Genomic DNA, 25651 nt, shown 5'->3' on the forward strand with positions numbered 1-25651 from the left:
TCAGGGCACATTGTTATGAATATCAATGGCAGTTGCATATATCCATTTATAGCCAGAGTGTGGCACTCTATGCTCGATTATGGGATCAGGCTGCGAGCTGCGTTATTTTCGCTGTCTGGCTAAAGAAATTTTGTGTTCAACCGAAATAAAATGAGTTAAAGCAATGTGGATGATGATCCACTACCTGCTGTGTTGAACGGATATCAAAAGGAACCGTGGTGATCCGCTTTTTTCAATTCTTAATCGCTATCGCTTTGCTTGGGGTTGTCGGCTTTTTTGTATTACAAGATGCGCCTGAACCAGACAGTGGAGAGCCAAAGTACAAGTTTTTGACCGCTAAGTACCGGCCTGAAAGCGAGGAATACAAAAACCTGTACCTCCATTATTCAAGCTTGGAGAGCATTCCTATGCCTGTAGGTACTTGGGAAGCCTATAGTAGCAAAAATCATCACTTCATCTTGAAGGTCAATGAGAGTGGTGGCTTTGTTCTCTCGGTGAATCCCAATGCCAATGATCATTCTGAGGGGGCTGTTACAGGTGTGCTGAACATAACAGGCCAAGCTTTCAAGGCCCACCATGTTATCGGCTCGGCAAAACATGTTATTCCCAAGAGCGGCCACATTGTTGTGAAGCAATACACGCCGAATGAAGTGCAGGTTATCCATCCGCAATCCCTTGAGGTGATCAGTTTTAGCTTGATTGCAGGCTAGGAGAAAGCCCTCTTTAATAACGGGCAAGCTGAAGATAGTACCTCGTCAGCTTGCCAGTGCCACTAAGTGTATCAAGGCCACAATTCCCGTTAGGCGATTACGCATAGGTTGGTAACCCTCTGGTTTTTTTTCCTTTTCGACTTGACGAATTTTCATTTCAGCAAACCATACCGCAACAAAACCAAATAGCAGCACCAGTATGGAAGCCACGTAGTTTTCAGGAGCGTGCAGCAGGACGCCCCAGGCAATGAGGGAAAATAGGATGCTGAGGACCAGGGCATTACGGCTGAGTTTGTGTTTGATATGGTCGATTGCATTCCCCCACAATATCCCCGCAAGAAAGCTCAATATGACCGCACTATAGGCTATAAACACTTTTTGTGCACTCAAGCCAAATAGGGTTTTGTCGGCCCAGATACAGAGAATACTGATAATAAATGGTAGTAGGCCGAGGTAGGCGAGCCGGGCCATGATCTTGTCTGGTGATTGCTCCATGGGGTTCTCCCTGCAAAAGAAATGACATTGAAAAGAAAGGCGCTTTCAAAGCATAGCAGAGCTTTAACCCCCTCCCAGTAGTCCTCTTGAAAAGGGGGAGGAGCATTCTTTGGTCATGTTGAATCACGTGCTTATACTAACAATTCGCAGGCTTTTAGTTCCCTCCCCATTTTCCAAGGGGAGGGTTAGGTCTATACCTCGCTGGCAATAAACCCGCCAGTCTGATGCTCCCAGAGCTGGGCATAAATGCCATCATGCTCTATGAGCTCCTGGTGCGAGCCCTGTTCGACCACCTTACCCTGATCAAGCACAATCAAGCGATCCATTGCCGCAATCGTGGACAACCGGTGGGCAATAGCAATAACTGTTTTGCCTTCCATCAACTGGTACAAGCTTTCCTGAATAGCCGCTTCGACTTCAGAGTCGAGTGCCGATGTAGCTTCATCCAGAATGAGGATTGGAGCATTCTTTAGCAGCACCCGGGAAATCGCCACGCGCTGGCGCTGGCCGCCTGACAGTTTCACCCCGCGCTCACCTACTTGGGCATCGTAACCGGTGTTGCCGTGAGGGTCGGTCAGGGTCGAGATAAACTCGTGTGCATGGGCTTTTTGGGTAGCAGCCAGCAAGTCAGCTTCTGTGGCATCCGGGTTGCTGTACAGAATGTTGTCACGGATCGAACGATGCAACAGCGAAGTGTCCTGTGTTACCATGCCGATTTGTCCGCGCAGTGAGTTCTGGGTAACTTCAGCAATATTCTGGCCATCGATTTTGATTGTGCCGGATTCCACATCGTAAAAACGCATCAGCAGGTTGACCATGGTCGATTTACCAGCCCCTGAACGCCCAACCAAGCCAACTTTCTCACCGGGCTTGATGTTCAGGTTCAGCTTTTCAATCACCCCTTTGTCTTCACCATAATGGAAGCATACATCGTCAAACTGGATGCCGCCTTTGTGCACATCTAGCTTAGGTGCATTGGGTTTGTCTTCGATCGCCACAGGTTGTGCTAGCGTTTTCATGCCATCGACAACAGTACCGATATTCTCAAATAGGCCGCCGACTTCCCACATGATCCATTTAGACATCCCATTGATACGCAATGCCAGGCTGACTGCGATGGCAATTGCCCCAATGGTGATTGCCGCGTCCATCCAGAGCCAGATTGATAGGCCAGCAATAGCAAAAACCAACAAATAGTTAATGGCTTCAACCGAGATGTTGAAACCCGTCACCAGGCGCATCTGGCGATAAACTGTATCCATGAAGCCGCTCATGCCTTGTTCGGCATATTCAGTTTCGCGGTTGGTATGGGAGAACAGCTTGACGGTTGAAATATTGGTGTAGCTGTCTACGATACGGCCCGTCATCATCGAACGGGCATCGGCCTGTTCGGTTGCGATATGTTTGAGTTTTGGCACATAGCGTAGCTGGATACCTATGTAGGCAGCCAGCCAAACCAGCATCGGCAGCATCAGGCGTAAATCCGATTGGCCAATCATCACCACCATGGAGGTGAAATAGACGGAAATGTAGACCAGCACATCGAGCAGTTTCATCACCGTTTCCCGTACCGAAAGTGCCGTTTGCATCACTTTGGTCGCAATGCGGCCCGCAAATTCATCCTGGTAGAACGAAATACTCTGGCGCAGCAGGTAGCGGTGTGCCATCCAGCGGATAGACATCGGATAGTTGCCAAGCAGAGTTTGGTGGACTATCAGCGAATGCAGAATAATCAGCAGGGGAACAACAATGACAACCAGCAGCCCCATGCCCATCAGCTTGCCGCCTTCTTCTGCCCAAAACGTATCCGGATTATGGGTCGCTAGCCAATCGACCAGTTGCCCCATAAAGCCAAACAGGGAGACTTCGACAATGGCGATAAGCGCACTCAGAATGGACATTGCGATGAGTGGACGTTCAAATCCGCGGGTGTAGTAGCGGCAGAAAGCAAATAAGCCGTTAGGCGGTTGTTCGGGTTCATGTGGGGGAAACGCTGATGACAGCTTTTCAAAACGTTTGTACATAGAATGATGTTTCCAGTCGAGCTATTCAGTAACGGCTAAAGCCGGTCAATACGGTTGTTCGTCTTAGAGGTGGCGATTTTACAGTCAATAGCAGTTTGTAAAAGGCTAAAGTATTTGTTTTAGGTATGGTGGGGTTACTATATCAGAAGCGGTAGCGCGATATATGCCCGTGATGTATATCTATTGTACATTTTGATGATGTTAGGGGTAAGCCCCAATTCTACCTAGAGCTTGCCTAATTTTGCTTCCTAAATGTTGATAAGAGATATTGGAGAATAATGGTTGTGAAGATCGAACGTATTACTGCAGAGCAAACTCTTCCGGTCCGCCATCAGGTACTTTGGCCTGATCAGCCAATTACATTCTGCAGGGTGCCAGAAGATGATGAGGGGAAGCATTATGGTGGGCGTTCTTACAAAGGTGACATCCCTTATTTTAAGATGTCAGTAGATATCTAATAAAGCCATCAGTGCAATCTGATGGCAGTGTCATTTTCATCCTTCCAGTACCATTTGATTACGCCCGGCAGATTTTGCCTGGTATAGGCATGTATCGGCACGGCGGATCAGTTCATGAATATTGGCATCGGCATTAACGACACCAAGACTGATAGTGTATTGAATGGTGTTGCTTAGAATATTGAGCTTAGAGTTGGCAATCTCTTCTATCAGAGCCTTGAGGCGCTGGTGGAATACGTGCGATGAATTACCATAAAGCACACAGAATTCTTCGCCGCCAAATCGGGCTACCAGTGCATCCGGAAAAAAGTTATGTAGTGTATTGGCCAGCTCAATTAACACCATATCACCGATATGATGCCCGTAAGTGTCGTTAAGTGTTTTAAAGTAGTCAATATCTAGCAGGGCCAAACAGCGCGGCCCTTTATGATGCCGAACGAGCGAGTGATCAAAAAAGTAACGGCGGTTCCAAGTCTGGGTCAGGTAGTCTTGGTTCGCCAGGTGGTAGAGGCGTCGTTCAGAATCAAGAATGTTAAGGGTGCTGTGCAGGCGACAGTAAAATTCTTCTTGGTTGAATGGTTTTTTCAGGAAGTCGTTGGCTCCGGCTTTTAGGAACTTGGCGGTTAATGCGGCTTCGTCACTGGCTGACAGGCCTATTGCAGCAAGTTGTCCCGGCCGGTGGGTTTTACGCAGCTCTTTGATCAAGCTGACACCATCACGTTCCGGCATCGAATAGTCTGTGATCACCAAGGTAATATCCTTTTTCTCGTTGATCACCTCTAAGGCCTGAGCGCCATTGCAAGCCTCGACTACCGTCAGGTACTGGCGTTCCAGCAGGCTGCGTATATAGCGTCTGGCGGTTACAGAGTCGTCGACGACCAGTACTTTATGGCTACTATTATTTTCGAGCCGTTTAAGAATAGGAATAATTGACGAAATACAGGTTGGGCTGTCTTTCGGGATATAGTCGATCACCGTTTTGGCCAGCACTCTTTCCCGAGTCATATCATCCATTAAAGCGGTCAGTACGATTACTTTAATATCGACAGAGAGGCAAACATCAATTATTTCGCCGTCTTGTCCGTCTGGCAGGCAGTAGTCAAGAATAGCGCACAAAAAGTCGGTACTTTCATCGAGTACTTTTTCAGCTTCAGCAATATTATTCGTAAGAACAGGAGTGAAACCTGCTTTTCTTAGTTCAATTTCAATAATACGTCGAAAAGGTCGGCTATCTTCTACGACTAGTACTTTCTGTTCCATTTACCACAACCTTCGGGAGCGCAGCCTAATTGTTGAGCTGACTTGGCGGCGTATTATGATCCATTTTGTAAATAGATACAAATATCTGTATGCGTTTATAGCATTTGGCACCATCAACACTAGCGCTATTAACAAACCAGGAATGATAACTGTTTGTGAATCATGTTATAACCTTTTATTCTATAAGGGTTATATATCAAGATTAAAACTTGATTTGTAGTTGAATTATAAGAGTCTTTTGTATTTACAATCCAAATTTGACGCGCCTTAACCATTGCTTGAGTGTATGGCGATGTGGCATTTGTTGTTTGGTGTATATTCCTCTGAGGTAAATTGTGTTGGTAAGTGCAAAAGTTGCATTATTTGTTTGTGCTAAAGCATTTAGCCTGCCAATTAATAATGTTCGCTGATAAGAAGGTGAATGTTGAATTTATAAAGTATTTAGCGATAAAAAGATAAAGAAAAAATTGGTGAAAGAAGTTAATTTTAGATATTAAATAATAACTCTATCAGTAGTGGGATGGGGGCTCACTCACTTTGATTACAATAGAAAAAACAAGTGCGAGGTTATCAGTTAAATTTTTAGGCCGCTAAATTTGAATATGGTAGCTGTATTGTCTGTGCTAATTTACTCAATATGATATCTGCTGATAAATGGACATTTCAGAATGGCAAGCTATTTGGATGTTGCTTCTCATATATTAATCATCTGGGTGCTGGCGTCGATCACGCCGGGTGCCAATGTGCTGCTGACTATGAATACGGCACTGCGTTTTAAGCGCCAGTTAGCCGTTTGGTCTGCTATTGGTGTGAGTGCTGCCGTGATGGTTTGGGGCGCACTGGGGGCTTCCGGCGTGTTAATTATATTAAAGACATTTCCCTGGTTGTTTACCGCGATGAAGCTTTTGGGGGGCCTGTACCTGTTGTACCTCGGGGTATCGCGTATGCTTGCCGCCAGAAAGCAAAACATGCAGGGGATACAGACAGGAGAAGCAATCAGCCTTCTTTCTCCCTTGCAGCTATTTCGCCTATCATTTGTGACGAGCATCCTAAACCCTAAAACAGGGCTGTTTGTGGTTAGTTTGTTTTCTGTTGCGATGCCAGCTTCGATGACCGCAGAGTTAACGCTGATGAGTATGGCGTTGATGGGAGGGATCACGTTGGTCTGGCATTTGCTTCTGGTTGCTGTGTTCTCAACACCGCCAGCACAGCAGTTTTACCGCAAATCAGCCAACATGATTGACTACCTGACTGGTGGCTTGTTTACCCTCTTTGGGATAAAAATTATGGCAAGTTAACCGTTCTACTTGTGGTAATACGAAGAACCCTCACGCTATGAGGGTTCTCTGTTTCAGGGTAAATGATTTGAGGTCAGCCGCTACAGGGCAGTTCGTTTGTACTTCAAATATTCCGGTTCCCAGAAAGTAGCTTCGATTTTCTCGAGTAGTTGCTCGTCGGTGCGTTTTGGCGCTTTATTCTGCTCGACGGCTTTTTTAGCGACAGCTAACGCTATATGGCGCGAGACCTGCTGGATAGACTCTAATGGCGGCAGCAGAGCGCCTTGTCCATCTTGGGCAAGCGGCGAGCACTCAGCCAGGGCACGGCTACTTTCCATCAGCATTTCATTCGTCACCCGAGTAGCACCGCTAGCCAGCACGCCAAGGCCAATGCCCGGGAAAATGTAGCTATTGTTGCACTGGGCTATGGGGTAGCTGTTTCCATCAAATGCTACTGGATCAAACGGGCTGCCGGTTGCGATCAGTGCATCGCCTTCTGTCCAACGAATAATGTCGGATGGTGTCGCTTCAACCCGGCTGGTAGGGTTTGATAGCGGAAGCACGATTGGACGCTTGCAGTGGGCATGCATTTCCGTGATCACTTCCTGGCTAAATAGGCCGGGAACACCAGAGACCCCGATCAGAACCGTTGGTTTAGCATTGCTGACCACATCCATCAGGGAGATGCTATCGGTGTCATTCCATTGATCGACCGTGGTACTTTTCTGGGCCAGCTTCTGTTGGAAGCTGAGAAGGTTCTGCATGTTGTCGGTCAGCAGACCCCAGCGGTCAACCATAAATATCCGCTCACGGGCTTCGCTGTCGCTAAGCCCTTCGGCGGTCATCTGGGCAACAATGGCTTCGGCAATCCCGCACCCGGCAGAGCCTGCGCCGACAAAGGTGATTCGTTGCTCGGAAAGTTTTGAACCTGCCGCTTTACAGGCAGCAAGCAAGCTGCCTACGGTAACCGCGGCCGTTCCCTGAATGTCATCGTTAAAACAACACACTTTATCTTTATAGCGGTTAAGCAGCGGCATGGCGTTCTTCTGGGCGAAGTCTTCGAACTGGATCAGGGCATTTGGCCAGCGGCTCTTTACGGCCTGAATGACTTCTTCGACAAAATCATCATATTCCTGTCCGGTAACACGTGGGTGACGCCAGCCCATATACATAGGATCGGACAGTCGCTGGGTGTTGTTGGTGCCGACATCCAGTACGATAGGTAGCGTGTTGGCAGGGTTGATCCCCCCACAGGCGGTATACAGTGCCAGCTTACCAATAGGAATGCCCATACCACCAATTCCCTGATCTCCTAGGCCAAGGATCCGCTCGCCGTCGGTGATCACGATAATTTTTACGTCCTGACGGGCAGCGTTATTTAAAATATCAACCATATTGCCGCGCTCGGGATAGGCGAGGAACAGGCCGCGGCCTCGGCGGTAAATGTTCGAGAATTTCTCACAGGCAGCGCCAACTGTAGGGGTGTAGATGATCGGCATCATCTCCTCGATATGGTTGACGATCAACCGATAGTAGAGGGTCTCGTTGGTATCTTGGATGTTGCGCAGGTAAATGTGCTTATCGAGATCATTATTAAATGTCTGGTATTGGCTGTATGCGCGTTCTTCCTGCTCGGTAATGGATTCAATCGTTGCCGGCAGCAGGCCCATCAGGCTGAAGTTTTGTCTCTCCTCTGGCGAAAAAGCACTGCCTTTGTTGAGTAGGGCATTTTCTAGCAGGGTTGGGCCTGCATACGGAAGATATAGTGTTTTGTTGTTTTCGTACATGTAACCGTGAATCCTATTGTTCTTAAAAAAAGAGCTGTCCGAAAACAGCTCTTATTGTGATAACCAGTGATGAAAGTTTTGCTGGGTTAGATAGCCTCTTCTGCAGGTACTAACCCTTCTTCAACCTCTTCCGGCGCATCGGAAACCTTGTCAATCAGCAGGGCAATCACGCCATCACCTGTGACATTACAAGCGGTACCAAAGCTGTCCTGGGCCAGGTGGAGTACTATTTGCAGGGCAATCATCTCTTCGGTAAAACCAAGCATAGAACCGAGTAGGCCGACAGAGGCCATTACGGCACCACCCGGCGCACCTGGCGCAGCCACCATGGTGATACCCAACATGGCAATAAACGGTAGGGCTTCAAGTAGGCTAGGTACCGGGCCTGCACCCGTCATGATAATGACGGCGACAGCCACACTGGCGATACTGATCACCGAGCCAGACATATGGATGTTGGCGCACAGTGGCACAACGAAATTGGCAATGGAGTTTGATACGCCATTGCGTTTAGTCTGCTGCAGGGTTACCGGAACCGTTGCGGCAGAGGACATGGTGCCGACAGCGGTAAAGTATGCTGGCATCATGGTGCGTAGGATCTTTAGCGGCGACTGCTGCAGGGCAACACCAGCGGTTACAAACTGGAAGCTTAGCCAGAACCAATGCATGGCGATAACAGCAAGTAGCACTAGGCTGAAGGTTTGCAAGGTCGCAAATACCGTGCCTTTGATCGTCATATCGGCAAACACACCAGCGATATAAAATGGCAGAGCTGGGATCATGACTTTATTCAAAAACAGTTCGATGATGTCACGTCCCTGATCACTGACTTTCTTCAGCTGCTCGGCACCGGTATTGGAAATACCCAGGCCAAAAATGAAGGCTACAGTTAGTGCCGTCATGATGTTCATGATCGGTGGGATCTGAAGCGCTAAAAATGGGGTGAGAACAGTTTCGGCTTCAGGAAGATCTCCGGCACCACTGAGCAAAATAGGGAATAGGCTCTTGGCTACCATGAAGGCAAGAATACCGGCTCCTAGCGTCGATAAATAAGCCAGGCCAACGGTCTTTCCGAGTAATTTTCCAGAGTTTCTTGGTAGGCTTGCAATTCCACTGGTGACGTAAAACAAGATCAGTAGGGGGATGGTAAATTTAATTAGCTGACTCACTAAATACTTTATAGTGATCAGGGCTTGAACAATTATTTCTGGTGCAAACATACCCATCAGTATGCCTATTAATATTCCACACAATAACTTAATTATTAAGTTCATTTTATTGACCTTTAATTTATTAGGGTACGAGTTTCTTATAATAATATGTTGGCTTGTTTCTAATTGGGATTAAACGGTTAACATTGAATCTAATTGTACGCTCACTACCCATTTGTTAATGCAATGAGTGAGTGGTTCTTTATAATGTTACATATGGATAATATGGTTATCTGCTATGGATGTGAAATGCTGAAAAAAAAGGCTTGGTTATTAAAAAGCATCAGGATAAATTTAAAGATTGTGATCAACTTAATAGACAGATGTTAACGACTGATTGATCCTTACTGTCATCTGCTAATGGCCTATAATTATCTATGTAATAGCTGTTTTTTTATACAGAGTTATTTTTGGATGATGACTGCCGTAGAGTCAATATTATTGAGAAAGATAAATGAAAAACATAGAAACAAAATGGCTGCAAGATTTTCTTACCCTTGCTGAACTACAAAATTTCTCTCATGCAGCTGCTGTTCGTAATGTTACTCAACCGGCATTTAGCCGTCGTATAAAGTCGCTTGAAGCAGAGCTAGGTTTAGTGTTGATCGATCGGAGCAAAACGCCAATCGAGCTGACTCTCAATGGAAAGCAGTTTAAAACAACGGCACAATCCATTTTAAATCAGATAGATGAAGAGGTTAACCGTCTTGCTGGAAGCTCTTTTCATGGGCGGCATACTGTTCGGTTAAGCGCCGCGCATTCTGTGGCTATTAGTATCTTGCCTAAGTTACATTCGTGCCTGTTCAACTCGAAACTGAATACCAGTTTATCTGTTGACGCCAATGAAGTTGATGACGCTGTTGAATTGCTCATAGACGGGAAGTGCGATTTTTTATTCTCATTCTACGAAGACAGGCTGCAAATTGCGCCGTACCGTTCAATATACCTTGGCCGCAGTTATTTATACTGTGTCTCAGCGGTGGATGAAAGCGGAGAGTCGCTTTTTGATCTTGCAAAAAATGATGATGTTCCATGTCTGGATTATACTCCAGAAAGTTATATGGGAAGAGCACTACACCGAGCGAACGGAAAACTTACACCCAATACAGTTTGTTCATCTTCAATGACAGACTTCATTAAAGCACTCGTATTGCAAGGCAAGGGAATTAGTTGGCTGCCAGACTATGCAATAAAAGAGGAGTTAGCATCAGGTCAGTTGAAAATATTAACTGAAAGAGAACCGGTTCCTCTCGATCTGTATGTTTATCGCTACTATTCTAAATTGCATTCATCTTGTGAGGCAATGTGGAATGAGTTGAGCAAAGTGAGCCCTCTAAAAGAGTTGAGTGGCTAATTAAGAGGTTTATTTTCAATACTCCTTAATCATGAAAGCGTTTATTTACAACATGACCAATCGATAAAATTAGGAAGTGAATATAATAAAAGGGCTAATATCTAGCCCTTTTGTTTTTGGTGTTATTTACAATCTATATTAGTTATATAGTTTCGCTTTGTATTCTGGGTGCATGAGGTTTTGTACCGAGAAGATTTCTTCCAGTTGCTCTTCGTCCAGCAGCTTGCGTTCCAGTACTACATCTTTAACACTGCGACCCGTTTCTGCACAAATCTTACCGACAATATCGCCCTCATGGTGGCCGATGAATGGGTTTAGGTAAGTGACGATACCAATCGAGTTAAAGACAAAGTCTTCACACACTGTTTTGTTCACTGTGATCCCGCGGATACACTTATCAGCAAGGTTGATACAGGCGTTGTTCAGCAGTTGAATAGATTCAAAAATCGCCTGGCCAATCACTGGCTCCATCACATTAAGCTGAAGCTGGCCGGCTTCTGCAGCGAAAGTGACCGTTGTGTCGTTACCGATCACTTTGAAACAAACCTGGTTAACAACTTCAGGGATTACCGGGTTAACCTTGGCTGGCATAATTGATGAGCCAGCCTGCATTTCTGGCAGGTTCAGCTCGTTAAGGCCTGATCGTGGACCAGAAGACAGCAGGCGAAGGTCATTACATACCTTGGAAAGTTTAACGGCCAGGCGTTTTAGCGCAGCATGAACGGTGACATAGGCACCACAGTCAGAAGTAGCTTCAATCAAGTCTTCAGATGGTATGCAGTCGAGTCCAGTTGCTTCGGCAAGGTATTTTACCGCAAGCTCCTGATAGCCTTCAGCAGCGTTAAGTCCGGTACCGATAGCTGTTGCACCCAGGTTTACTTCCAGAAGCAGCGAGGCAGCATATTTCAGGTTTTTGATTTCTTCTTTTAGCAAGATGCTGAAAGCATGGAATTCCTGGCCCACAGTCATTGGTACGGCATCTTGTAGCTGGGTACGGCCCATTTTCAGGGTGTCCTGGAACTCATCGCTTTTCGCATCGAAGGCTGCCTGAAGATATTGAATCGAGCCGATCATTTTGATGATGCTGTTGTATACGGCTACACGGAATCCAGTTGGGTAGGCGCAGTTCGTCGACTGGCTCTTGTTCACATGATCGTTAGGGTTGATGATGTGGTACTCGCCCTTTTCGTGTCCTTTCAGTTCCAGGGCAACGTTGGCGATCACTTCATTGGCATTCATGTTGACAGATGTACCGGCACCACCCTGGTATACATCTGAGATGAACTGATCCATGCACTTGCCGGTATCGATGATCAAGTCGCAGGCTTCAACAATGTACTTGCCTACATCGCTAGGGATAGTGCCCAGTTCCATGTTGGCCTTGGCGGCCGCTTTTTTGGTAAACACCATACCGCGAACAAACTCAGGGACGTCAGAAATTCTCGTCGATGAGATAGAGAAGTTCTCATAGGCACGCAGTGAGTGGATCCCATAATAAGCAGATGCCGGAATTTCAAGTTCACCTAGTAGATCTTCTTCAATACGTACCTTGTTTGAATTGTCGAGCATAGCCTTTACCTTTATTGATAGTGAAATGACACCGACACAATGGTCTTTTTGTTATGCGAAGTGAAATGCTTAAAAGTAAGCAATGATGCTTTTATTGCATAGGGGAAATAATTGATTTTAATGGCGATGAGATTATCTGTTATTAGTGATTGTATTAACTTTTTAGATTGTTGCTAAATATTGAATGTTGATCACTCATTTTATTACGTGATTGATGTATGAGTTATATGTATTACAAATAATTGATTGATATAGTTAATATTAAAATTGTGATGTTTAACCTTATTAAAGCTTGCCACATTCTGTTGGGATAATGTTGGCTTTTGGGTTTGATTTTATCGCGTTGGCTCTGTTTGGTTAACGAGTGGTGAGTGAAAAGTATGCATTTGGTTGTAGAGTGTGATCATCCAGAATATTCTGTGACCTGGCCTAGAGTATGGTGATGCTGTTTTCGCATGACAGAATATATTTAGGCATTTCAAACACTATAGAAAGCTAAGTACAGTCCTCATAGATTCATTGGGTGAATGGTTTATGGTGAAGTAAGGGTGTGGGTTTTTGTGAATATTTAACTTGTTGACTTAACAGGATTTCATGATGTGTGTGTCATCGGTAATTCTAGTGATAGAAGATGAGTATAAATATTTTTCCATAAAAAAACATATAAAAACTTTGAAACGCATGCTGAATTATAATTATTGTTTCTTCATAAACATTCACTTTTTTTAGCTTTTATTTTAGCTAAAAAGCAGAGGTGACATGAAAATCAATCGCTTAATGATTTCATACTAATAAATTATTTTTTAAAGGGTTGAGTCTATCGATCTTTATCAGAGATAACAAACTTGCAGATGAAGTTTGTTAGCTGAGGGCTGTCTATACCTAATTACTTTGCAATTCAGTTTAATATTGATGTTGCAATATGAATATAAAACAAAAATGAAGGACTTATTATGCTGTTACTGGAAATTATTCTATTGTTGGGGTGTATTATACTTGCTGCCCGTTTGGGTGGTATAGGTGTTGGATTGGCAGGTGGTGTCGGGATGGTGATCGCCGTCTATATCATGGGGCTTTCTCCTGGTTCGATACCTGTTTCTGTTATTTTGATCATTATGTCGGTCATTCTTGCTTTATCGGTTATGCAGCAAGCAGGCGGAATGGGTTATATGGTTAAATGCGCTGAAAAGATGCTGCGCAATAACCCTAAATACATCAATATTCTTGCACCTGCTACCACTTTTACCTTAACAACTCTTGCTGGTACAGGTTACACCGCGATGTCGGTGCTCAATGTTATTCAGCAGGTCGCCAAAGATAATGGGGTGCGCCCAAGCCAGCCGTTAAGCTCTGCTGTTGTTGCCTCACAAATCGCAATTACGGCTTCGCCAATCTCAGGTGCGACGGCGGCGATGTATGTGGTGGTCGAGAAGATGGGAGTTAACTTCTTCGACGCCATCTGTGTGATTTTGCCAGCAGCACTTGTTGGCTCAGCAGTTGCTGCTTTTGTTGCCAGCAAGCAGGGGGTGGAACTGGCTGAAGATCCTATCTATCAAGAGCGCGTGAAAAAAGGCTTGGTAAACTTTAGCTCAGCCGAAGATAAAGATGCCGAGCCAACTCCGGAAGCCAAACGTTCAGTGATGCTTTTCCTAGGCGGTGTGGTCTTTATTGTTGCCATGCTGATGTTCAAATCTGTGATTGGTCACACCCTAGGCTCTAAAGATATTATCGTCATTACCATGTTGTTTATCTCTTTCGTGATGGCGATGACCTGCAAAGTACAGCTGACAGACATCAAACATGCACCAATATTTAGAGATGGTGCTGAATCTTTGATTGTTATTCTTGGCATTGTATGGCTTAGCTCTACCATCATCGGTGCCCATATTGGTGAAATTAAAGATGTTGCGGGCAGTGTGTTAAATGAGTATCCGGCATTGCTATCTGTCGTTTTCTTCGGAACCAGTGCCCTGCTGTTTAGCCAAGGTGCTACCAGTGCGCTACTCGTGCCAATTGCGGCCACTTTGGGTGTTGATGCCGGTACTATCCTGGCAAGCTTTGTTGCGGTTAGTGCGCTGTATATGACAAACATCTACCCAACGACTGCATTTGCGATTGCAACGGATGATACCGGCTCGTTCTTGAGCAGCCGCTGGAATGGCTCGTTGATCGTCAACCACCCGTTCTTCCTGCCAGGTATGCTGGGTATTGTTAGCGCCGTGCCTGTTGGTTTCTTCTTGTCAGGTATCTTGATCTAATTATTCATCCAATTCGAATATGGAAAAAGGCCAGGTGTTATTCACCTGGCCTTTTGTTTATGTTGGCGTATTAACAGAAGCTAAGAGTTGGCTTTATGCCGCCTCTTCACTGGTACGGGTATAGACTTCGCCAGTGTTGTTATAAACGTCTGTATCAAGCTCGTTTTCGCTGCGGCCAACTAAGATAGATACCATTAGGTCACCACATACGTTCACACTGGTACGTGCCATATCGAGGATACGGTCGATACCGGCGATGATTGCAAGACCTTCCATCGGCAAACCAACCGTTGTCAGTACTAGCGATAGCATGATCAGGCCGGCACCCGGTACGCCTGCGGTACCGATAGAAGCCAGGGTTGCAGTCATAATAATGGTCAGGTAATCAGCAAAGGCAAGGTCAATACCAAAGGCCTGGGCTACAAACAGTGCAGCTACACCTTGATAAAGAGCAGTACCGTCCATGTTGATGGTTGCGCCAAGCGGCAGTACGAAGCTGGAGATCCCTTTCGACACACCCATTTCTTCACGTGCGCACTTGATGGTTGCTGGCAGGGTACCCGAGCTGCTTGTTGTGGTGAAAGCTACCGCCGCTGGGTTTACCAGGCCTTTGATGTAAGGAACAGGGTTCAGGCGACCAACAAACTTAATCATGCCTGAGTAGAATATCAACACATGCAGCAGGCTACCGATATAGGCAACGGCAATGACTTTGAACAATGGCAGAAGAATATCTAGGCCGTATTTACCGGCTACCCAGGCCATTAGACCGAAGATACCGTAAGGAGCAAGCTTCATAACTAGTTCGGTCAGCTTGTACATCGCTTCGGCTAGGCTATCGAATACGGCAATAGCAGGTTTGGCTTTTTCGCCACACAAGTTAAGGGCAACACCCAGACCTAGGGCGAAGACAATGATTTGAAGGATGTTACCGGCTGCTAGTGCACTGATAGGGTTTTTAGGGACCAGATTAAGAATGGTTTGCACTAGGGTCGGCGCTTCTTTTCCATCAGCTGCAGCAGCGGTCGCAGCCATATTCAGGCCTTCTCCCGGAGTCAGCAAGGTCGCCAGGCCAAGGCCGATACTGATAGCAACGGCTGTAGTACCAAGATAGATCGCAACGGCCTTAACGCCGATACGGCCCATCTTACGGGTATCCTGCATCGAAGTGACACCCACTACGAGCGAGCAGAAAACCAGAGGGACAATTAGCATCTTGATGGCGTTGATAAACAGGGTGCCGATAGGTTTGAGCACTTCTGCATCAGGCCCGAGTATGCTTCCTGCAATCACACCCAGTACCATACCGACTAGAATTTTCTTCCACAGGGCGAGATTGCCCCAAAAGCCGCGTTGGCTTTGTTTAACTTGTGCTTGTTCCATGTTAGTTCCTTGTCCGTTGCTTATTCAATACCAACCTGGATAAGTAGATTGGTATAAGTGAAGTCGGGTTATTACCTGTATCTTCTTGTATGTAATACGTTTAATAAGCGGCTGAACGGGTGTTATCCCACTGTGCCTAGGTATTAATAGAGCAAGCTTGATGCCAATCTTGATAATTTGATTTATGTGATTGTTTTTAAAGGATAAATGTGGAGTATTAGGTAGTGGTGTTCTTTATAGAAGGGGTATAACCAAAGTAATAAGTTACTGATGTAAATGTTATGTTATCCATTTGTGATCAGTAACTTATCTTCTATCACCTAGGTTATAACTTTTCTTTTGGTTATAGGGGTTTAGGATTGGGCTTTTTTGATCCGCTTGCTTAAGGCAGGCTGTGAAATTCCTAATAACTTGGATGCCAGTGACTGGTTGCCCTGAGCCCGGAGCATGGCCTCATTCACCAGAAGATCGCCAACTTCCTGTAATGTTGGCAGCGGTCTGTCCGGATTGAACAGCATGACTTCAGTATGGGCCTCGGCTTCCGTGGCGGGTACGTCTTGATCAAGTACCTGGCGGAAAACATCCATAGAGAGCATCCGGGAGCGGTGCAGGCTCATTGCATCAAAGGCCAGTGCCCGCAGTTCCCGCACATTGCCGGGAAAGGCATAGTTGGCAAGCAGTACTGGCAGTTCTTTGGGGATGGTAGGTTTGTTTTTCCCGAGTTCGTCCGCAGCCTGCTGAAGAAAGTGCTCTAGCAGCTGCGGAATATCGCTACTTCGTTTGCGTAGGGGAGGGATGTCAACTCTGTGGGTTTTCAGGCGATAAAAGAGATCTTTGCGGAACTCGCCCTCTTTCTGCTTTTGGGCTAGATCTTGGTGAGTCGCCACGATCACTCGTGCCCGCAGGCGCTTGGGCCTGTCGCTGCCCAGCGGATAATATTCACCTTCTTGTAGCAAGCGCAACAGCTTAACCTGAGAGGCCTGGCTTAGGTCGCCAATCTCATCGAGAAATAGCGTCCCGCCTGCGGCCTGCTCGATAAGTCCGGCCCGGGCTTTGTCTGCACCGGTAAATGCTCCGCGGTGATGGCCAAACAGGGTGTCGGCGAAGACATTGTCATCTAGCCCGGCGACGTTGACAGTGATCAATGAGCCTGTGCGGTTGCTCAGGGTGTGAATGGCCTCGGCAATCAGCTCCTTGCCGACACCGCTTTCGCCGCAGATCATCACTGGCTGCCTGCTGGGTGCGACGGATTCGAGGTACTGAAATACTGAGCGCATTCCTTTGTCTTCGGTAATGATCGACGAAAAGGCTTCCGGGCGTTCCAGGGTATCGGTGAGGAACCGTCGGCGTAGCTCCTGGTTCTCATGGCGCATCTCCTGCATCAGGATAGCGCGCTTGATCCCCTCGATCAGGCGATCCTCTTCGGTGGTTTTGACAAAGTAGTCGTAGGCACCAAGCCGGATACAGTTCACGGCAGTTTCCAGCTGGTTCAGGCCGCTGATAATGATCACGCCGACTTCTGGGTATTCCTCGACAATTTGCTGGAGCAGATCTTCGCCGGAGACATTGGGCATGGTGAGATCAAGCAGCACCAAGCCGATATTTTCCCGGGCAATGATCCCCATTGCATCGCGGCTGTCCTGGCACTGGAAAATATGGTTAATTCCGCCCCGTCGCTCGAGAACGATACTGAGGCTGCGCAGGAAAGCAGCCTCGTCGTCGACTAGCAATACGCCGAAAGCGGGATAGCGATTAATATTCATTACGAAGTGGTTCCTTTAATGCGGGCAGCGAGAGTGTCACACAAGTCCCTTGCTTGAGTTTAGAATCGTAGGCCAAGGTGCCGCCATGTTCCTGGACAATGCCGAAGGAGACAGACAGCCCAAGACCAGTACCGCCTTGCTCTCGCTTGGTAGTGAAGAAAGGATCGCTCAGGTGGGGCAGGTGCTCGGGAGCAATCCCCCGTCCCTGATCGCAAATCTCGAACTTCAGCATGTTTTCTTGGGGTTGATAGAAGGTACGGATTGAAATGCCGTTCTCCGGGCTATCAATTGCCTGGCAGGCATTGATGATCAGGTTGATCACCACCTGTTCAATGCGCTGGGCGTTGCCTTCAAAGCAAGGCATCTTGTCGGCATACTCCACCTTGAAGTGGTGGGTAGATTTTGAGATCGTGTTATCGACCAACCGAACAGCAGTAGCCACTACATTATTGAGATCAACGGTTTCACTGAGCTCGGTCGGCTCCTGGCGGGCGAAATCTCGGAGATCATCAACAATTCTGCGGATCCTGTGGGTGCCTGCCAGCATATCATCGAGCATAGATGGGATCTCGTCGCGCATGCGACTGTACTCCAGCCCGCCGATAAGGAAATCACCGTGCTCCTGGTAATGATCTTCGAGGATGTCCTCGGCGTCATGATAAGCATCTTTAAGGATTGGCAGGTTAAGTAGCAGCAGACTGCTGGGATTATTGATCTCGTGGGCAACCCCGGAGACCAGAATACCCAGCGAGGTCATTTTATCTGCCTGGATCAGTTGCTGCTGTTGCAGCTGTTGTTCCTGGGTGCGCCGTGCTACCTCCCGGCTGAGTGCCCGGTTCCAGAACATGATGATGCTGAGGATCATCAGCAGCAAGGTAGCAATAAACGCCGCCGCCATCCCGATTTTTTTCCAGCTCATGCCTTGATTTTCCAGCGGGCCCAGCCATTTGTCATAAATAGCCTGCTGCCGCCCAGTATTTTTGAGGATTGCCAGCCCCTCGCTGAACTGGGCCAGTAACTCCTGCTTGCCTTTTAATACCGAATAGCCGTAATGCTGGGCGCTGAAAGGTTTGCCAGCCGGAATGATGTTGGATAGCTCAAGTACCTTGCCCGTGTATAGGCCGGGCAGGTTGGCCACCAGGGAGTAGTCATGCTGGCCGGATGCCAGCAACCTCAGCGCATCGGCATGGGTATCGACCAGGATAAGCTTGGCCCCGACGTTATTTTGCAGCAGGTAGTCATGCATGATGCCGCCGTTTTGCACGATCACTTCCTTGCCGCTTAACTCTCTGAGCTCCGAGATAGTCGGCGAGCCTTTTCTGGCGAATACTGACTGGTGCACAATGGCATGTGGTGGTGAGAAGTCGTAATCTTTTGCCCTGGCCTCGGAAAATACCATTCCCTGCAAAACATCAATATCACCAGTTTCCAGCTGCTTACGCATCTCGTCCCAACCCGCCAGCTGAATGTCTACGCGCATCCCCATCACTTCAGCAATTGCCCGCGTGAGCTCGGTGTTGTAGCCATCAGGCTCGCCGTTCTCGTTAAGGAACTCATAAGGCGGGTAGTTGTGATCACCACCAATCCGGACGGTATCGCCGTGTCCAGACGCTTCGGCAGGAACAAGACAAGCAGTCGCCAGCCATAGGAGAACCAACGTTAGGGATCTGGATATGGCCTTGGTTGAAATAAATATCATGCTGTTGTCCCTTAATGCTGAACAGATTACGTTTCTGGAGGACGCGTCGTCAGGTTGGTGGCTTTGTTATTGATATTTTATATATTTGTAGCTGATAGCCAAGATACATAACACTTGCGGCAAGGTAAATGCCGGAAGTGTATGCCGGGGGAAGGTGAGGGATATAAAGCTGAAGCCTGTTACGACCTTTTGATGAGAAGAATGTCGTGGGTGTTGCTGCTATCACATCCCATAAGTCCTCTCCAAATACCGCAAAATATCCTTAGATTCAAACATCTCAGTACTGGTATTGGGATCGACAAGATAGGGCACCTGCACATTACCGTGTTGTTTAAAAAATTCATCCCGCTTGGTATTTGGTAGTGGCTTGTAAGCTGTAAGGCTCCAATGAAAATTGGCGGGCCCCATATCTGAAAATTGTTGTTTACCTATGTTGATCAAGATATAGGTCAGCTCTAGCTCGCACAGTTTTTCGCGGACAGGGCGGGAAAACGGGCTGGATTCAAAGCTGTATAGGATCAGAGGGAGATCCGGCTGTTGAGATGGCTTCGCTTTTATGCCAGCGCCTAAACGCACGCCTGTAGCCAGTTTGGATGTCAGGGCGCTTCTGAGTTTTCCAAGGCATGCCTTGGGAGGTTGTGTCCCTTTGTATTGCCTGTACAGGTGGTGGATTATTTCCTCTGCCCCTTTGGCTATGTCCGGGCTGTTGGGATCAACCAGCATTGGTGGGCTGATACCATTGAACGCCGATTGGAGTTTGGCGATATTTTGCCCGTTGTCAGGACAGGGAGCGATGATCACATCTAAATTCAGTTCGGTCAGCACTTCACGTACAAGACGGCATTTTGAACAGCCTTCTTGATCAAACAAAATGAGAGGTTGTTCTGGTTGTACGGTGGATTTGCTGGCCACCGTTCCACGCCAGAACCGATAGGTCGAAGCCAGTGTTGATGTTGTGATATTCAGCCAATGAATCATGTGATCACCTGTCATCCCTATTGAGTCAGCTAGAGTGTATGTCTAGGACATGTAAAGCAGTTGCACTGAGTATTTAATCTAAAAAAGTCGAGCGTGGCTACTTTTTGTTCATACCTGACTTTGATTTAGTGAAGTTATGACGAAATTAGCTTGGTGAAGTTACTCTTCCATCCATTCCCAACGCCTTTGTACTTCTTGGACCTTCTGATTAAAAATAATATTACGAATATCAGCAACAAGTTCATCGATCATGGAGCCAAATTCTCCTTTTCTGCAGATAACGGCCAACTGCCGGGTGATCCCGGGAACAGGCAGTGGCTGGCATTGTAGCTTATCCAATAGCTCAAGTTGTCGGGCCAAGAATGTGGGCGTAGACAATGACCAACCAAGCCCTTCTGCCACCATTCCTAGCACGTTGTCGGCGCGATCGAGGGAGAACTGGCTTTGTGGTTTGTAGTTTCGCCACCTTAGCCAGTTGTTGGTTTGGGTGCCTGTTGGCGTCCAGTTCTCATAGGCGATGTAGGGCTTGTTTTTTGCTAGCCATTGAATGTCTTTCGGCTCCCAGCCAGCAGGTGTTACGACTACGTACTGCTCGCTCAGCAGTGGGAACATCGCGAGTTCCTGTGGGATATCCTGATTGGTCATGGTGATGATGATATCGGCCTTGCCCGATTGCAGTGATGCCAGCAGCTCCGGTGCAGTGCCTGTCATCTGGTGGATTTGGGCGACCTTGGGCTGGAGGTACTTGAGCAACTCGATACCGGCAACTTGGGTGACGGAATCGACCATCCCGATCCGAAGCTGTGGGAATTTGCCTTTTTCTATCGAGTGCATCCAGTCTTGTAGCCTCCTCGATTCCGTTAATAGTTTGCTTCCCTGCTGGTAAAGCTCCCTGCCGGATAGGGTCAGTTTTATCGGCCGCTTGCTCCTGTCCAGCAATTTACAGTCAAGTGCTTGCTCAAGGCTTTGGACTAGCTGTGATACAGCAGATTGGGTCTGGTTGAGGTGCTGGGCGGCTTGGCTGAACGAGCCCGTTTCTACCACCGTAATAAACGTTCTGAGTTGGCGAAGATCAAATGCAATTGTGTCCATATCAGGCTGCAGTATAAGTCAAACTAATACTCTTCATTATATTGTCCACTGCTATTCAAGTGCGGAGCTAGTTCAAACATTCCCTACAGAGCTTGCAATAAAATCCTAGGCAACAGAGAAAAATGCAGGATTGAATGATGAGAAAAGAAACTGATGTATTAGGCGAGATGATGTTACCGGATGAGGCTTACTACGGTATCCAGACTGTACGTGCCCGCGATAACTTTGCTGTTTCCGGCCGTACGGCGGTGGATGTTCCATATTATTTGTGGTCGGTGGCAGCGATCAAACAGGCGGCAGCCAAAGCCAACTGCCAAATTGGTGCGCTGGACGAGAAGTTGGCAGCGGCTATTGTCCAGGCCTCGCAGGAGGTGATGGAGCAGCGCTTTGATGATCAGTTCCCAATCGATATCTTCCAGGGCGGTGGCGGCACGTCGACAAACATGAATGCGAACGAGGTGATAGCCAACCGTGCTAACGAAATCCTTACCGGGCATAAAGGCTATGATGCCGTGCACCCCAATACCCATGTCAACATGGGGCAGTCGACCAATGATGTGATCCCGGCGGCAATGAAAATGACCTGCCGCCTTAACCTTCACCAGCTGCTCCAAGAAGTCGCAGCATTGGAAGCTATGCTGGAAGAGAAGATCCGGGCTTTTGATCATGTCGTGAAGCTGGCAAGAACCTGCTTGCAGGATGCAGTGCCCATCACACTTGGTCAGCAGTTCAGTGGTTATCTGCATCAGGTACGTCGTTTGCACCTGTCGCTCAAAGCTGCCAGCGAGCAGACCCTGGATTTGCCTTTGGGAGCAACCGCGGTCGGCACCGGACTGTCTACTCATGAAGGCTATCTGGAGCAGGTGTATGTCGAGCTTCGTGATATTACCGGTGAGCAGTTTGTGGCCGAGGAGAATTTCTTTGATGGGCTGCAAAATGGTGATGCCTATCTTGAGGTCGCTGCCCAGATCAAAAAGCTGGCGGCCTTCCTGTCTAAAATGGCGACGGATTTCCGTCTTCAAGGGAGCGGCCCGCGTGCCGGGTTCAACGAGTTGTTCCTGCCTGCAGTGCAGCCGGGCTCTTCGATTATGCCGGGCAAAATCAACCCGGTGATGCCGGAGCTGATCAACCAGATCGCCTATCAGGTGATTGGCAATGATGTTGCAATTACGATGGCCGTCGAAGGCGGTGAGCTGGATCTGAATGTCTGGGAGCCGGTGATCATTAAGGCGCTGTTTGAATCCTGTAATCTGCTGACCAACGCCATTCCGCTGTTTGTCGAGAAATGCCTGAGAGATCTGCTGCCCAACGAGCCTGTCTGCCGCGAATATGCCGAGAAGAGTACGGCGCTGGCAACCGTGATTGCGACGTTGTTTGGTTACAAGGTGGGAAGCCGCATTGCGACCACTGCGTTTGAGCAGAACCTCAGTGTTCGAGAAGTGGTACTGGCCGAGCAACTGTTAACCCCGTCGCAGGCAGATTACCTGCTGGATCCTATGGTGATGACTGATCCCAAGGCAAGTGCAGCCGCGGTGAAACGTTATCAGCAAGAGATGGCGGCAGCAGAGGAAGACAGCATTGGGGAGCCTGCATGATGTCTGAGCCCTTGTTAACGCAAATTGCACGCTGGTGCGTGAATCTTAGGTTGGAAGATGTGCCGGAAGACGTGCTCAACGTAGCTAAGACTGCCTTGACCGATTATGTCGCCGTTACGATTGCCGGAAGTGAGATGCCTGTTGCCACAAAGCTTCAGCAGTTTGCCAGTCAGCGAGCTGCGCAGGGAAATTGCAGCGTATTGGGTACCAGCCAGACAACCACGATGGCCTATGCCTGCTATGCCAATGGCGCAGCCTCCCATGCCCTTGATTTTGACGATGTTAGTTGGGCGACGATCGGTCATCCAACGGTGACGGTAGCCCCTGTTGCCTTCGCTGCTGCTGAGGAGTGCAAGCTTGGTGGTGAAAGTGTCTTGCTGGCCTATATCGCTGGTGTTGAGGCCCAGCACCAGATCGCAAGGTGGGTAATGCCACAGCTGTCGGAGCAAGGCTGGCATACCACTCCGGCAATCGGGGTCTTCGGGGCAACAGTGGCGGCAGGGATCCTGCTTGGGCTGGATGAATGCACACTGACCCATGCACTGGCCATCTCAGCGTCGTCGGCTTCTGGCGTGCGTGGCAACTTTGGTAGCCAGACAAAGGCGATGCATGCCGGGCTAGCAGCGTTTAACGGCGTCAATGCCGTCGAGCTGGCGATGCTGGGAGTAACTGGGCAGCCCAATGTGATTGAGGCGGCTGATGGCTTTGCTCAGTGCTTTACAAGTATAACTTCGCTTGAAGGGGCTGAAGTGACGCTCGGCAGGCAGTGGGATTTGCTGGAGAGCGGCTTGGTGTTCAAGCAATACCCGTGCTGTAGCGGCAGTCATCCTGCCATCGACTGCTGGGATGCATTGCTTAGCAAAAGACAGCTGGAAGCTGATGAGATTGAATACCTGCAGGTTGGCGCGAGTTTGCTTGGGCCTCGGGAGCTGGTGTGTGAATGCCCGAAAAATGCCATCGAGGCCAAGTTTTCGATGCAGTATGCACTGGCTGCTCGGCTGATCCATGGCGGGGTCGGATTGGCCGAGTTCACCGATGAGGCCGTGCGCGATCCCCGTGTTCAGGCGTTGATGCCTAGGATCCGGATGCGGGTTGACCCCGATCTCGAAAAGCTGGGTTTCATCGGCACAGCGCCGGTCAAAATCCGGGTGTACCTGAATAACGGTGAAACGCTAACGATTGAGAATGATCTTGCCAAAGGTAATCCGGAAAAACCGCTGTCACAGGCGGAAATCGAGAAGAAATTTACCGCTTGTGTTTTGCCCAAGATCGGCGAGAGCAAGTGTCAACTTTGGCTGAGAGTGTTAGCCAATTTCGAAGCTGCAACCTTTGCAGAACTCAACCAACTTCTTAGTTTATAACAGGAACTCCTGAGCGTATAACAGGAGAGGAGATATCCAATGATTATTATCCAAACGTGTCTGTTGTTAGGGGCCATTATTCTGGCGGCCCGCCTTGGCGGGATTGGTGTCGGGCTAGCCGGTGGCCTGGGAATGGCGATTGCCGTCTTTGGCCTTGGCCTGCCGCCAGGCAGTATTCCAGTATCGGTGATCCTGATCATTATGTCGGTGATCTTGGCATTGTCGGTGATGCAGCAGGCTGGTGGTATGAGCTACATGGTTAACTGCGCGGAGAAAATGCTGCGAAACCATCCCAAGTACATTAACATTCTGGCCCCGGCGACGACCTTCGTACTGACCACACTGGCTGGTACGGGCTATACGGCGATGTCAGTACTGAATGTTATCCAGCAGGTTGCCAAGGAAAACGGTGTGCGTCCAAGCCAGCCGTTGAGCTCTGCTGTCGTTGCCTCGCAAATCGCCATTACCGCTTCGCCAATTTCGGCTGCGACTGCTGCTATGTATGTGGTGGTTGAGCAAATGGGAGTGAGCTTTGGTACGGCACTGAGCGTGATCATGCCTTCTGCCCTGTTCGGGGTTGTTGTAGCCTCGTTTATTGCCAGCCGTCAGGGATGTGATCTAAAAGACGATCCGATCTTTAAGGAGCGAGTCGAAAAAGGATTGGTGAACTTCACACCGGAAGAGCAGAAAAAAATTGAGCCGACGATCGAGGCCAAGCGTTCGGTATGGTTGTTCCTCGGTGGTGTGATGTTCATTGTCGCCTTGCTTTTGTTCAAGCCGCTGCTGGGTCATACCTTGGGCTCTCGAGATATCATTGTCATCGTGATGCTGCTGACCAGCTTCATTATGGCAATGGTGTGCAAGGTGCAGCTTACTTCAATCAAGAAGGCGCCGATTTTTGCCGACGGGGCAGAAAGCCTGATTGTGATCCTCGGTATTGTGTGGCTGAGCTCGACTATCATCGGAGTCCACATCCCTGAGATCAAAACGCTTGCAGGTGATGTGCTTAGCGAATATCCGGCGCTGCTGGCCGTCGTATTCTTCGCGACTTCTGCATTGCTGTTCAGCCAGGGAGCAACCAGTGCCTTGTTGGTTCCGATTGCAGCATCACTCAATGTAGATCCGGCGACCATTCTGGCAAGCTTTGTTGCGGTGAGTGCGCTTTACATGACCAATATCTACCCGACAACGGCCTTTGCCATTGCAACGGATGATACGGGCTCTTTCCTGAGCAATAAGTGGAATGGTTCTTATATCGTCAACCACCCGTTCTTCCTGCCAGGCATGTTAGGTATTGTTGCTGCTGTGCCATTTGGCTTTGTTTTGGCTAATATCTTCGTCTAGTCAGTTCGCTAATCGACAGTGAATACCAAGCCC

19 protein-coding genes are annotated in these 25651 nt (G+C 48.2%); 8 read left to right on the plus strand and 11 right to left on the minus strand.

The window, feature by feature from the left end; all coding sequences use genetic code 11:
- Positions 1-218: 218 nt before the first annotated feature.
- Entirely contained in the window at positions 219-710 is a 492-nt protein-coding gene (locus tag AC51G0_RS24660; protein WP_496302188.1) for a hypothetical protein, read from the plus strand.
- A 45-nt stretch (positions 711-755) separates the two neighbouring features.
- Here the strand turns inward: AC51G0_RS24660 and AC51G0_RS24665 are convergent, their stop codons facing one another.
- Both AC51G0_RS24665 and AC51G0_RS24670 read right to left on the minus strand, forming a co-directional pair.
- The gene (locus AC51G0_RS24665; RefSeq protein WP_496302190.1) at positions 756-1205 is read right to left on the minus strand and encodes a DUF3429 domain-containing protein; all 450 of its coding nucleotides are present in this window, start codon (positions 1203-1205) and stop codon (positions 756-758) included.
- A 191-nt stretch (positions 1206-1396) separates the two neighbouring features.
- Positions 1397-3229: an ABC transporter ATP-binding protein gene (locus tag AC51G0_RS24670; RefSeq protein ID WP_496302192.1), complete on the minus strand. Its 1833-nt coding sequence runs from the start codon at positions 3227-3229 to the stop codon at positions 1397-1399.
- 278 nt (positions 3230-3507) lie between these two features.
- Between AC51G0_RS24670 and AC51G0_RS24675 the strand changes: the two genes are divergently transcribed.
- Positions 3508-3687 (plus strand): hypothetical protein, encoded by a 180-nt coding sequence (locus AC51G0_RS24675; RefSeq protein ID WP_496302194.1) that lies wholly within the window; start codon positions 3508-3510, stop codon positions 3685-3687.
- A gap of 36 nt (positions 3688-3723) precedes the next feature.
- Here the strand turns inward: AC51G0_RS24675 and AC51G0_RS24680 are convergent, their stop codons facing one another.
- Positions 3724-4947 (minus strand): response regulator, encoded by a 1224-nt coding sequence (locus tag AC51G0_RS24680; protein ID WP_496302196.1) that lies wholly within the window; start codon positions 4945-4947, stop codon positions 3724-3726.
- Between the two features lie 668 nt (positions 4948-5615).
- Here AC51G0_RS24680 and AC51G0_RS24685 point away from each other — a divergent pair.
- Positions 5616-6245, plus strand: coding sequence for a LysE family translocator (locus tag AC51G0_RS24685; RefSeq protein ID WP_496302198.1), 630 nt, complete (start codon positions 5616-5618; stop codon positions 6243-6245).
- Between the two features lie 80 nt (positions 6246-6325).
- Here the strand turns inward: AC51G0_RS24685 and AC51G0_RS24690 are convergent, their stop codons facing one another.
- A complete protein-coding gene (locus AC51G0_RS24690; RefSeq protein ID WP_496302200.1) occupies positions 6326-8011 on the minus strand; it encodes an NAD-dependent malic enzyme in 1686 nt (561 codons plus the stop codon).
- Between the two features lie 86 nt (positions 8012-8097).
- Complete coding sequence (locus tag AC51G0_RS24695) at positions 8098-9285, minus strand: dicarboxylate/amino acid:cation symporter (protein WP_496302201.1); 1188 nt, start codon at positions 9283-9285, stop codon at positions 8098-8100.
- A 391-nt stretch (positions 9286-9676) separates the two neighbouring features.
- Here AC51G0_RS24695 and AC51G0_RS24700 point away from each other — a divergent pair, with 391 nt between their 5' ends.
- Positions 9677-10576 (plus strand): LysR substrate-binding domain-containing protein, encoded by a 900-nt coding sequence (locus AC51G0_RS24700; RefSeq protein ID WP_496302202.1) that lies wholly within the window; start codon positions 9677-9679, stop codon positions 10574-10576.
- A 138-nt stretch (positions 10577-10714) separates the two neighbouring features.
- On the opposite strand, the gene aspA is transcribed toward AC51G0_RS24700, so the two are convergent.
- On the minus strand, positions 10715-12145 hold the full coding sequence (gene aspA / locus AC51G0_RS24705) for an aspartate ammonia-lyase (protein WP_496302203.1): 1431 nt from the start codon (positions 12143-12145) through the stop codon (positions 10715-10717).
- Positions 12146-13098: 953 nt separating this feature from the next.
- On the opposite strand from aspA, the gene AC51G0_RS24710 reads away from it, so the two are divergent.
- Complete coding sequence (locus tag AC51G0_RS24710) at positions 13099-14403, plus strand: anaerobic C4-dicarboxylate transporter (RefSeq protein WP_496302205.1); 1305 nt, start codon at positions 13099-13101, stop codon at positions 14401-14403.
- 93 nt (positions 14404-14496) lie between these two features.
- Here the strand turns inward: AC51G0_RS24710 and AC51G0_RS24715 are convergent, their stop codons facing one another.
- From AC51G0_RS24715 to AC51G0_RS24735, 5 genes are all read right to left on the minus strand, one after another.
- Complete coding sequence (locus tag AC51G0_RS24715) at positions 14497-15786, minus strand: dicarboxylate/amino acid:cation symporter (protein ID WP_496302206.1); 1290 nt, start codon at positions 15784-15786, stop codon at positions 14497-14499.
- A 353-nt stretch (positions 15787-16139) separates the two neighbouring features.
- On the minus strand, positions 16140-17549 hold the full coding sequence (locus tag AC51G0_RS24720; protein WP_496302208.1) for a sigma-54-dependent transcriptional regulator: 1410 nt from the start codon (positions 17547-17549) through the stop codon (positions 16140-16142).
- Positions 17539-19248: a transporter substrate-binding domain-containing protein gene (locus AC51G0_RS24725; protein WP_496302210.1), complete on the minus strand. Its 1710-nt coding sequence runs from the start codon at positions 19246-19248 to the stop codon at positions 17539-17541. The genes AC51G0_RS24720 and AC51G0_RS24725 overlap by 11 nt, the downstream gene beginning before the upstream one ends.
- 222 nt (positions 19249-19470) lie before the next feature.
- On the minus strand, positions 19471-20226 hold the full coding sequence (locus tag AC51G0_RS24730; protein WP_496302211.1) for a glutathione S-transferase N-terminal domain-containing protein: 756 nt from the start codon (positions 20224-20226) through the stop codon (positions 19471-19473).
- 159 nt (positions 20227-20385) lie between these two features.
- On the minus strand, positions 20386-21318 hold the full coding sequence (locus AC51G0_RS24735; RefSeq protein WP_496302213.1) for a LysR family transcriptional regulator: 933 nt from the start codon (positions 21316-21318) through the stop codon (positions 20386-20388).
- Positions 21319-21452: 134 nt separating this feature from the next.
- On the opposite strand from AC51G0_RS24735, the gene AC51G0_RS24740 reads away from it, so the two are divergent.
- The 3 genes from AC51G0_RS24740 to AC51G0_RS24750 are packed head-to-tail and all read left to right on the plus strand — an operon-like array spanning position 21453 to position 25618.
- Positions 21453-22913, plus strand: a complete 1461-nt coding sequence (locus tag AC51G0_RS24740; RefSeq protein ID WP_496302215.1) for an aspartate ammonia-lyase — start codon at positions 21453-21455, stop codon at positions 22911-22913.
- Positions 22910-24274, plus strand: a complete 1365-nt coding sequence (locus AC51G0_RS24745) for an MmgE/PrpD family protein (protein WP_496302217.1) — start codon at positions 22910-22912, stop codon at positions 24272-24274. Before AC51G0_RS24740 ends, AC51G0_RS24745 begins: the two co-directional genes overlap by 4 nt.
- A 39-nt stretch (positions 24275-24313) precedes the next feature.
- Entirely contained in the window at positions 24314-25618 is a 1305-nt protein-coding gene (locus tag AC51G0_RS24750; RefSeq protein WP_496302219.1) for an anaerobic C4-dicarboxylate transporter, read from the plus strand.
- Positions 25619-25651 lie beyond the last annotated feature (33 nt).

Source organism: Photobacterium sp. HL06 (genome assembly GCF_059552575.1).

Coding starts and splice junctions, on each gene's coding strand:
- AC51G0_RS24665 (WP_496302190.1), bottom strand. CDS start 1,205: ATGGAGCAATCACCAGACAAGATCATGGCCCGGCTCGCCTACCTCGGC.
- AC51G0_RS24670 (WP_496302192.1), bottom strand. CDS start 3,229: ATGTACAAACGTTTTGAAAAGCTGTCATCAGCGTTTCCCCCACATGAA.
- AC51G0_RS24675 (WP_496302194.1), top strand. CDS start 3,508: ATGGTTGTGAAGATCGAACGTATTACTGCAGAGCAAACTCTTCCGGTC.
- AC51G0_RS24680 (WP_496302196.1), bottom strand. CDS start 4,947: ATGGAACAGAAAGTACTAGTCGTAGAAGATAGCCGACCTTTTCGACGT.
- AC51G0_RS24685 (WP_496302198.1), top strand. CDS start 5,616: ATGGCAAGCTATTTGGATGTTGCTTCTCATATATTAATCATCTGGGTG.
- AC51G0_RS24690 (WP_496302200.1), bottom strand. CDS start 8,011: ATGTACGAAAACAACAAAACACTATATCTTCCGTATGCAGGCCCAACC.
- AC51G0_RS24695 (WP_496302201.1), bottom strand. CDS start 9,285: ATGAACTTAATAATTAAGTTATTGTGTGGAATATTAATAGGCATACTG.
- AC51G0_RS24700 (WP_496302202.1), top strand. CDS start 9,677: ATGAAAAACATAGAAACAAAATGGCTGCAAGATTTTCTTACCCTTGCT.
- aspA (WP_496302203.1), bottom strand. CDS start 12,145: ATGCTCGACAATTCAAACAAGGTACGTATTGAAGAAGATCTACTAGGT.
- AC51G0_RS24710 (WP_496302205.1), top strand. CDS start 13,099: ATGCTGTTACTGGAAATTATTCTATTGTTGGGGTGTATTATACTTGCT.
- AC51G0_RS24715 (WP_496302206.1), bottom strand. CDS start 15,786: ATGGAACAAGCACAAGTTAAACAAAGCCAACGCGGCTTTTGGGGCAAT.
- AC51G0_RS24720 (WP_496302208.1), bottom strand. CDS start 17,549: ATGAATATTAATCGCTATCCCGCTTTCGGCGTATTGCTAGTCGACGAC.
- AC51G0_RS24725 (WP_496302210.1), bottom strand. CDS start 19,248: ATGATATTTATTTCAACCAAGGCCATATCCAGATCCCTAACGTTGGTT.
- AC51G0_RS24730 (WP_496302211.1), bottom strand. CDS start 20,226: ATGATTCATTGGCTGAATATCACAACATCAACACTGGCTTCGACCTAT.
- AC51G0_RS24735 (WP_496302213.1), bottom strand. CDS start 21,318: ATGGACACAATTGCATTTGATCTTCGCCAACTCAGAACGTTTATTACG.
- AC51G0_RS24740 (WP_496302215.1), top strand. CDS start 21,453: ATGATGAGAAAAGAAACTGATGTATTAGGCGAGATGATGTTACCGGAT.
- AC51G0_RS24745 (WP_496302217.1), top strand. CDS start 22,910: ATGATGTCTGAGCCCTTGTTAACGCAAATTGCACGCTGGTGCGTGAAT.
- AC51G0_RS24750 (WP_496302219.1), top strand. CDS start 24,314: ATGATTATTATCCAAACGTGTCTGTTGTTAGGGGCCATTATTCTGGCG.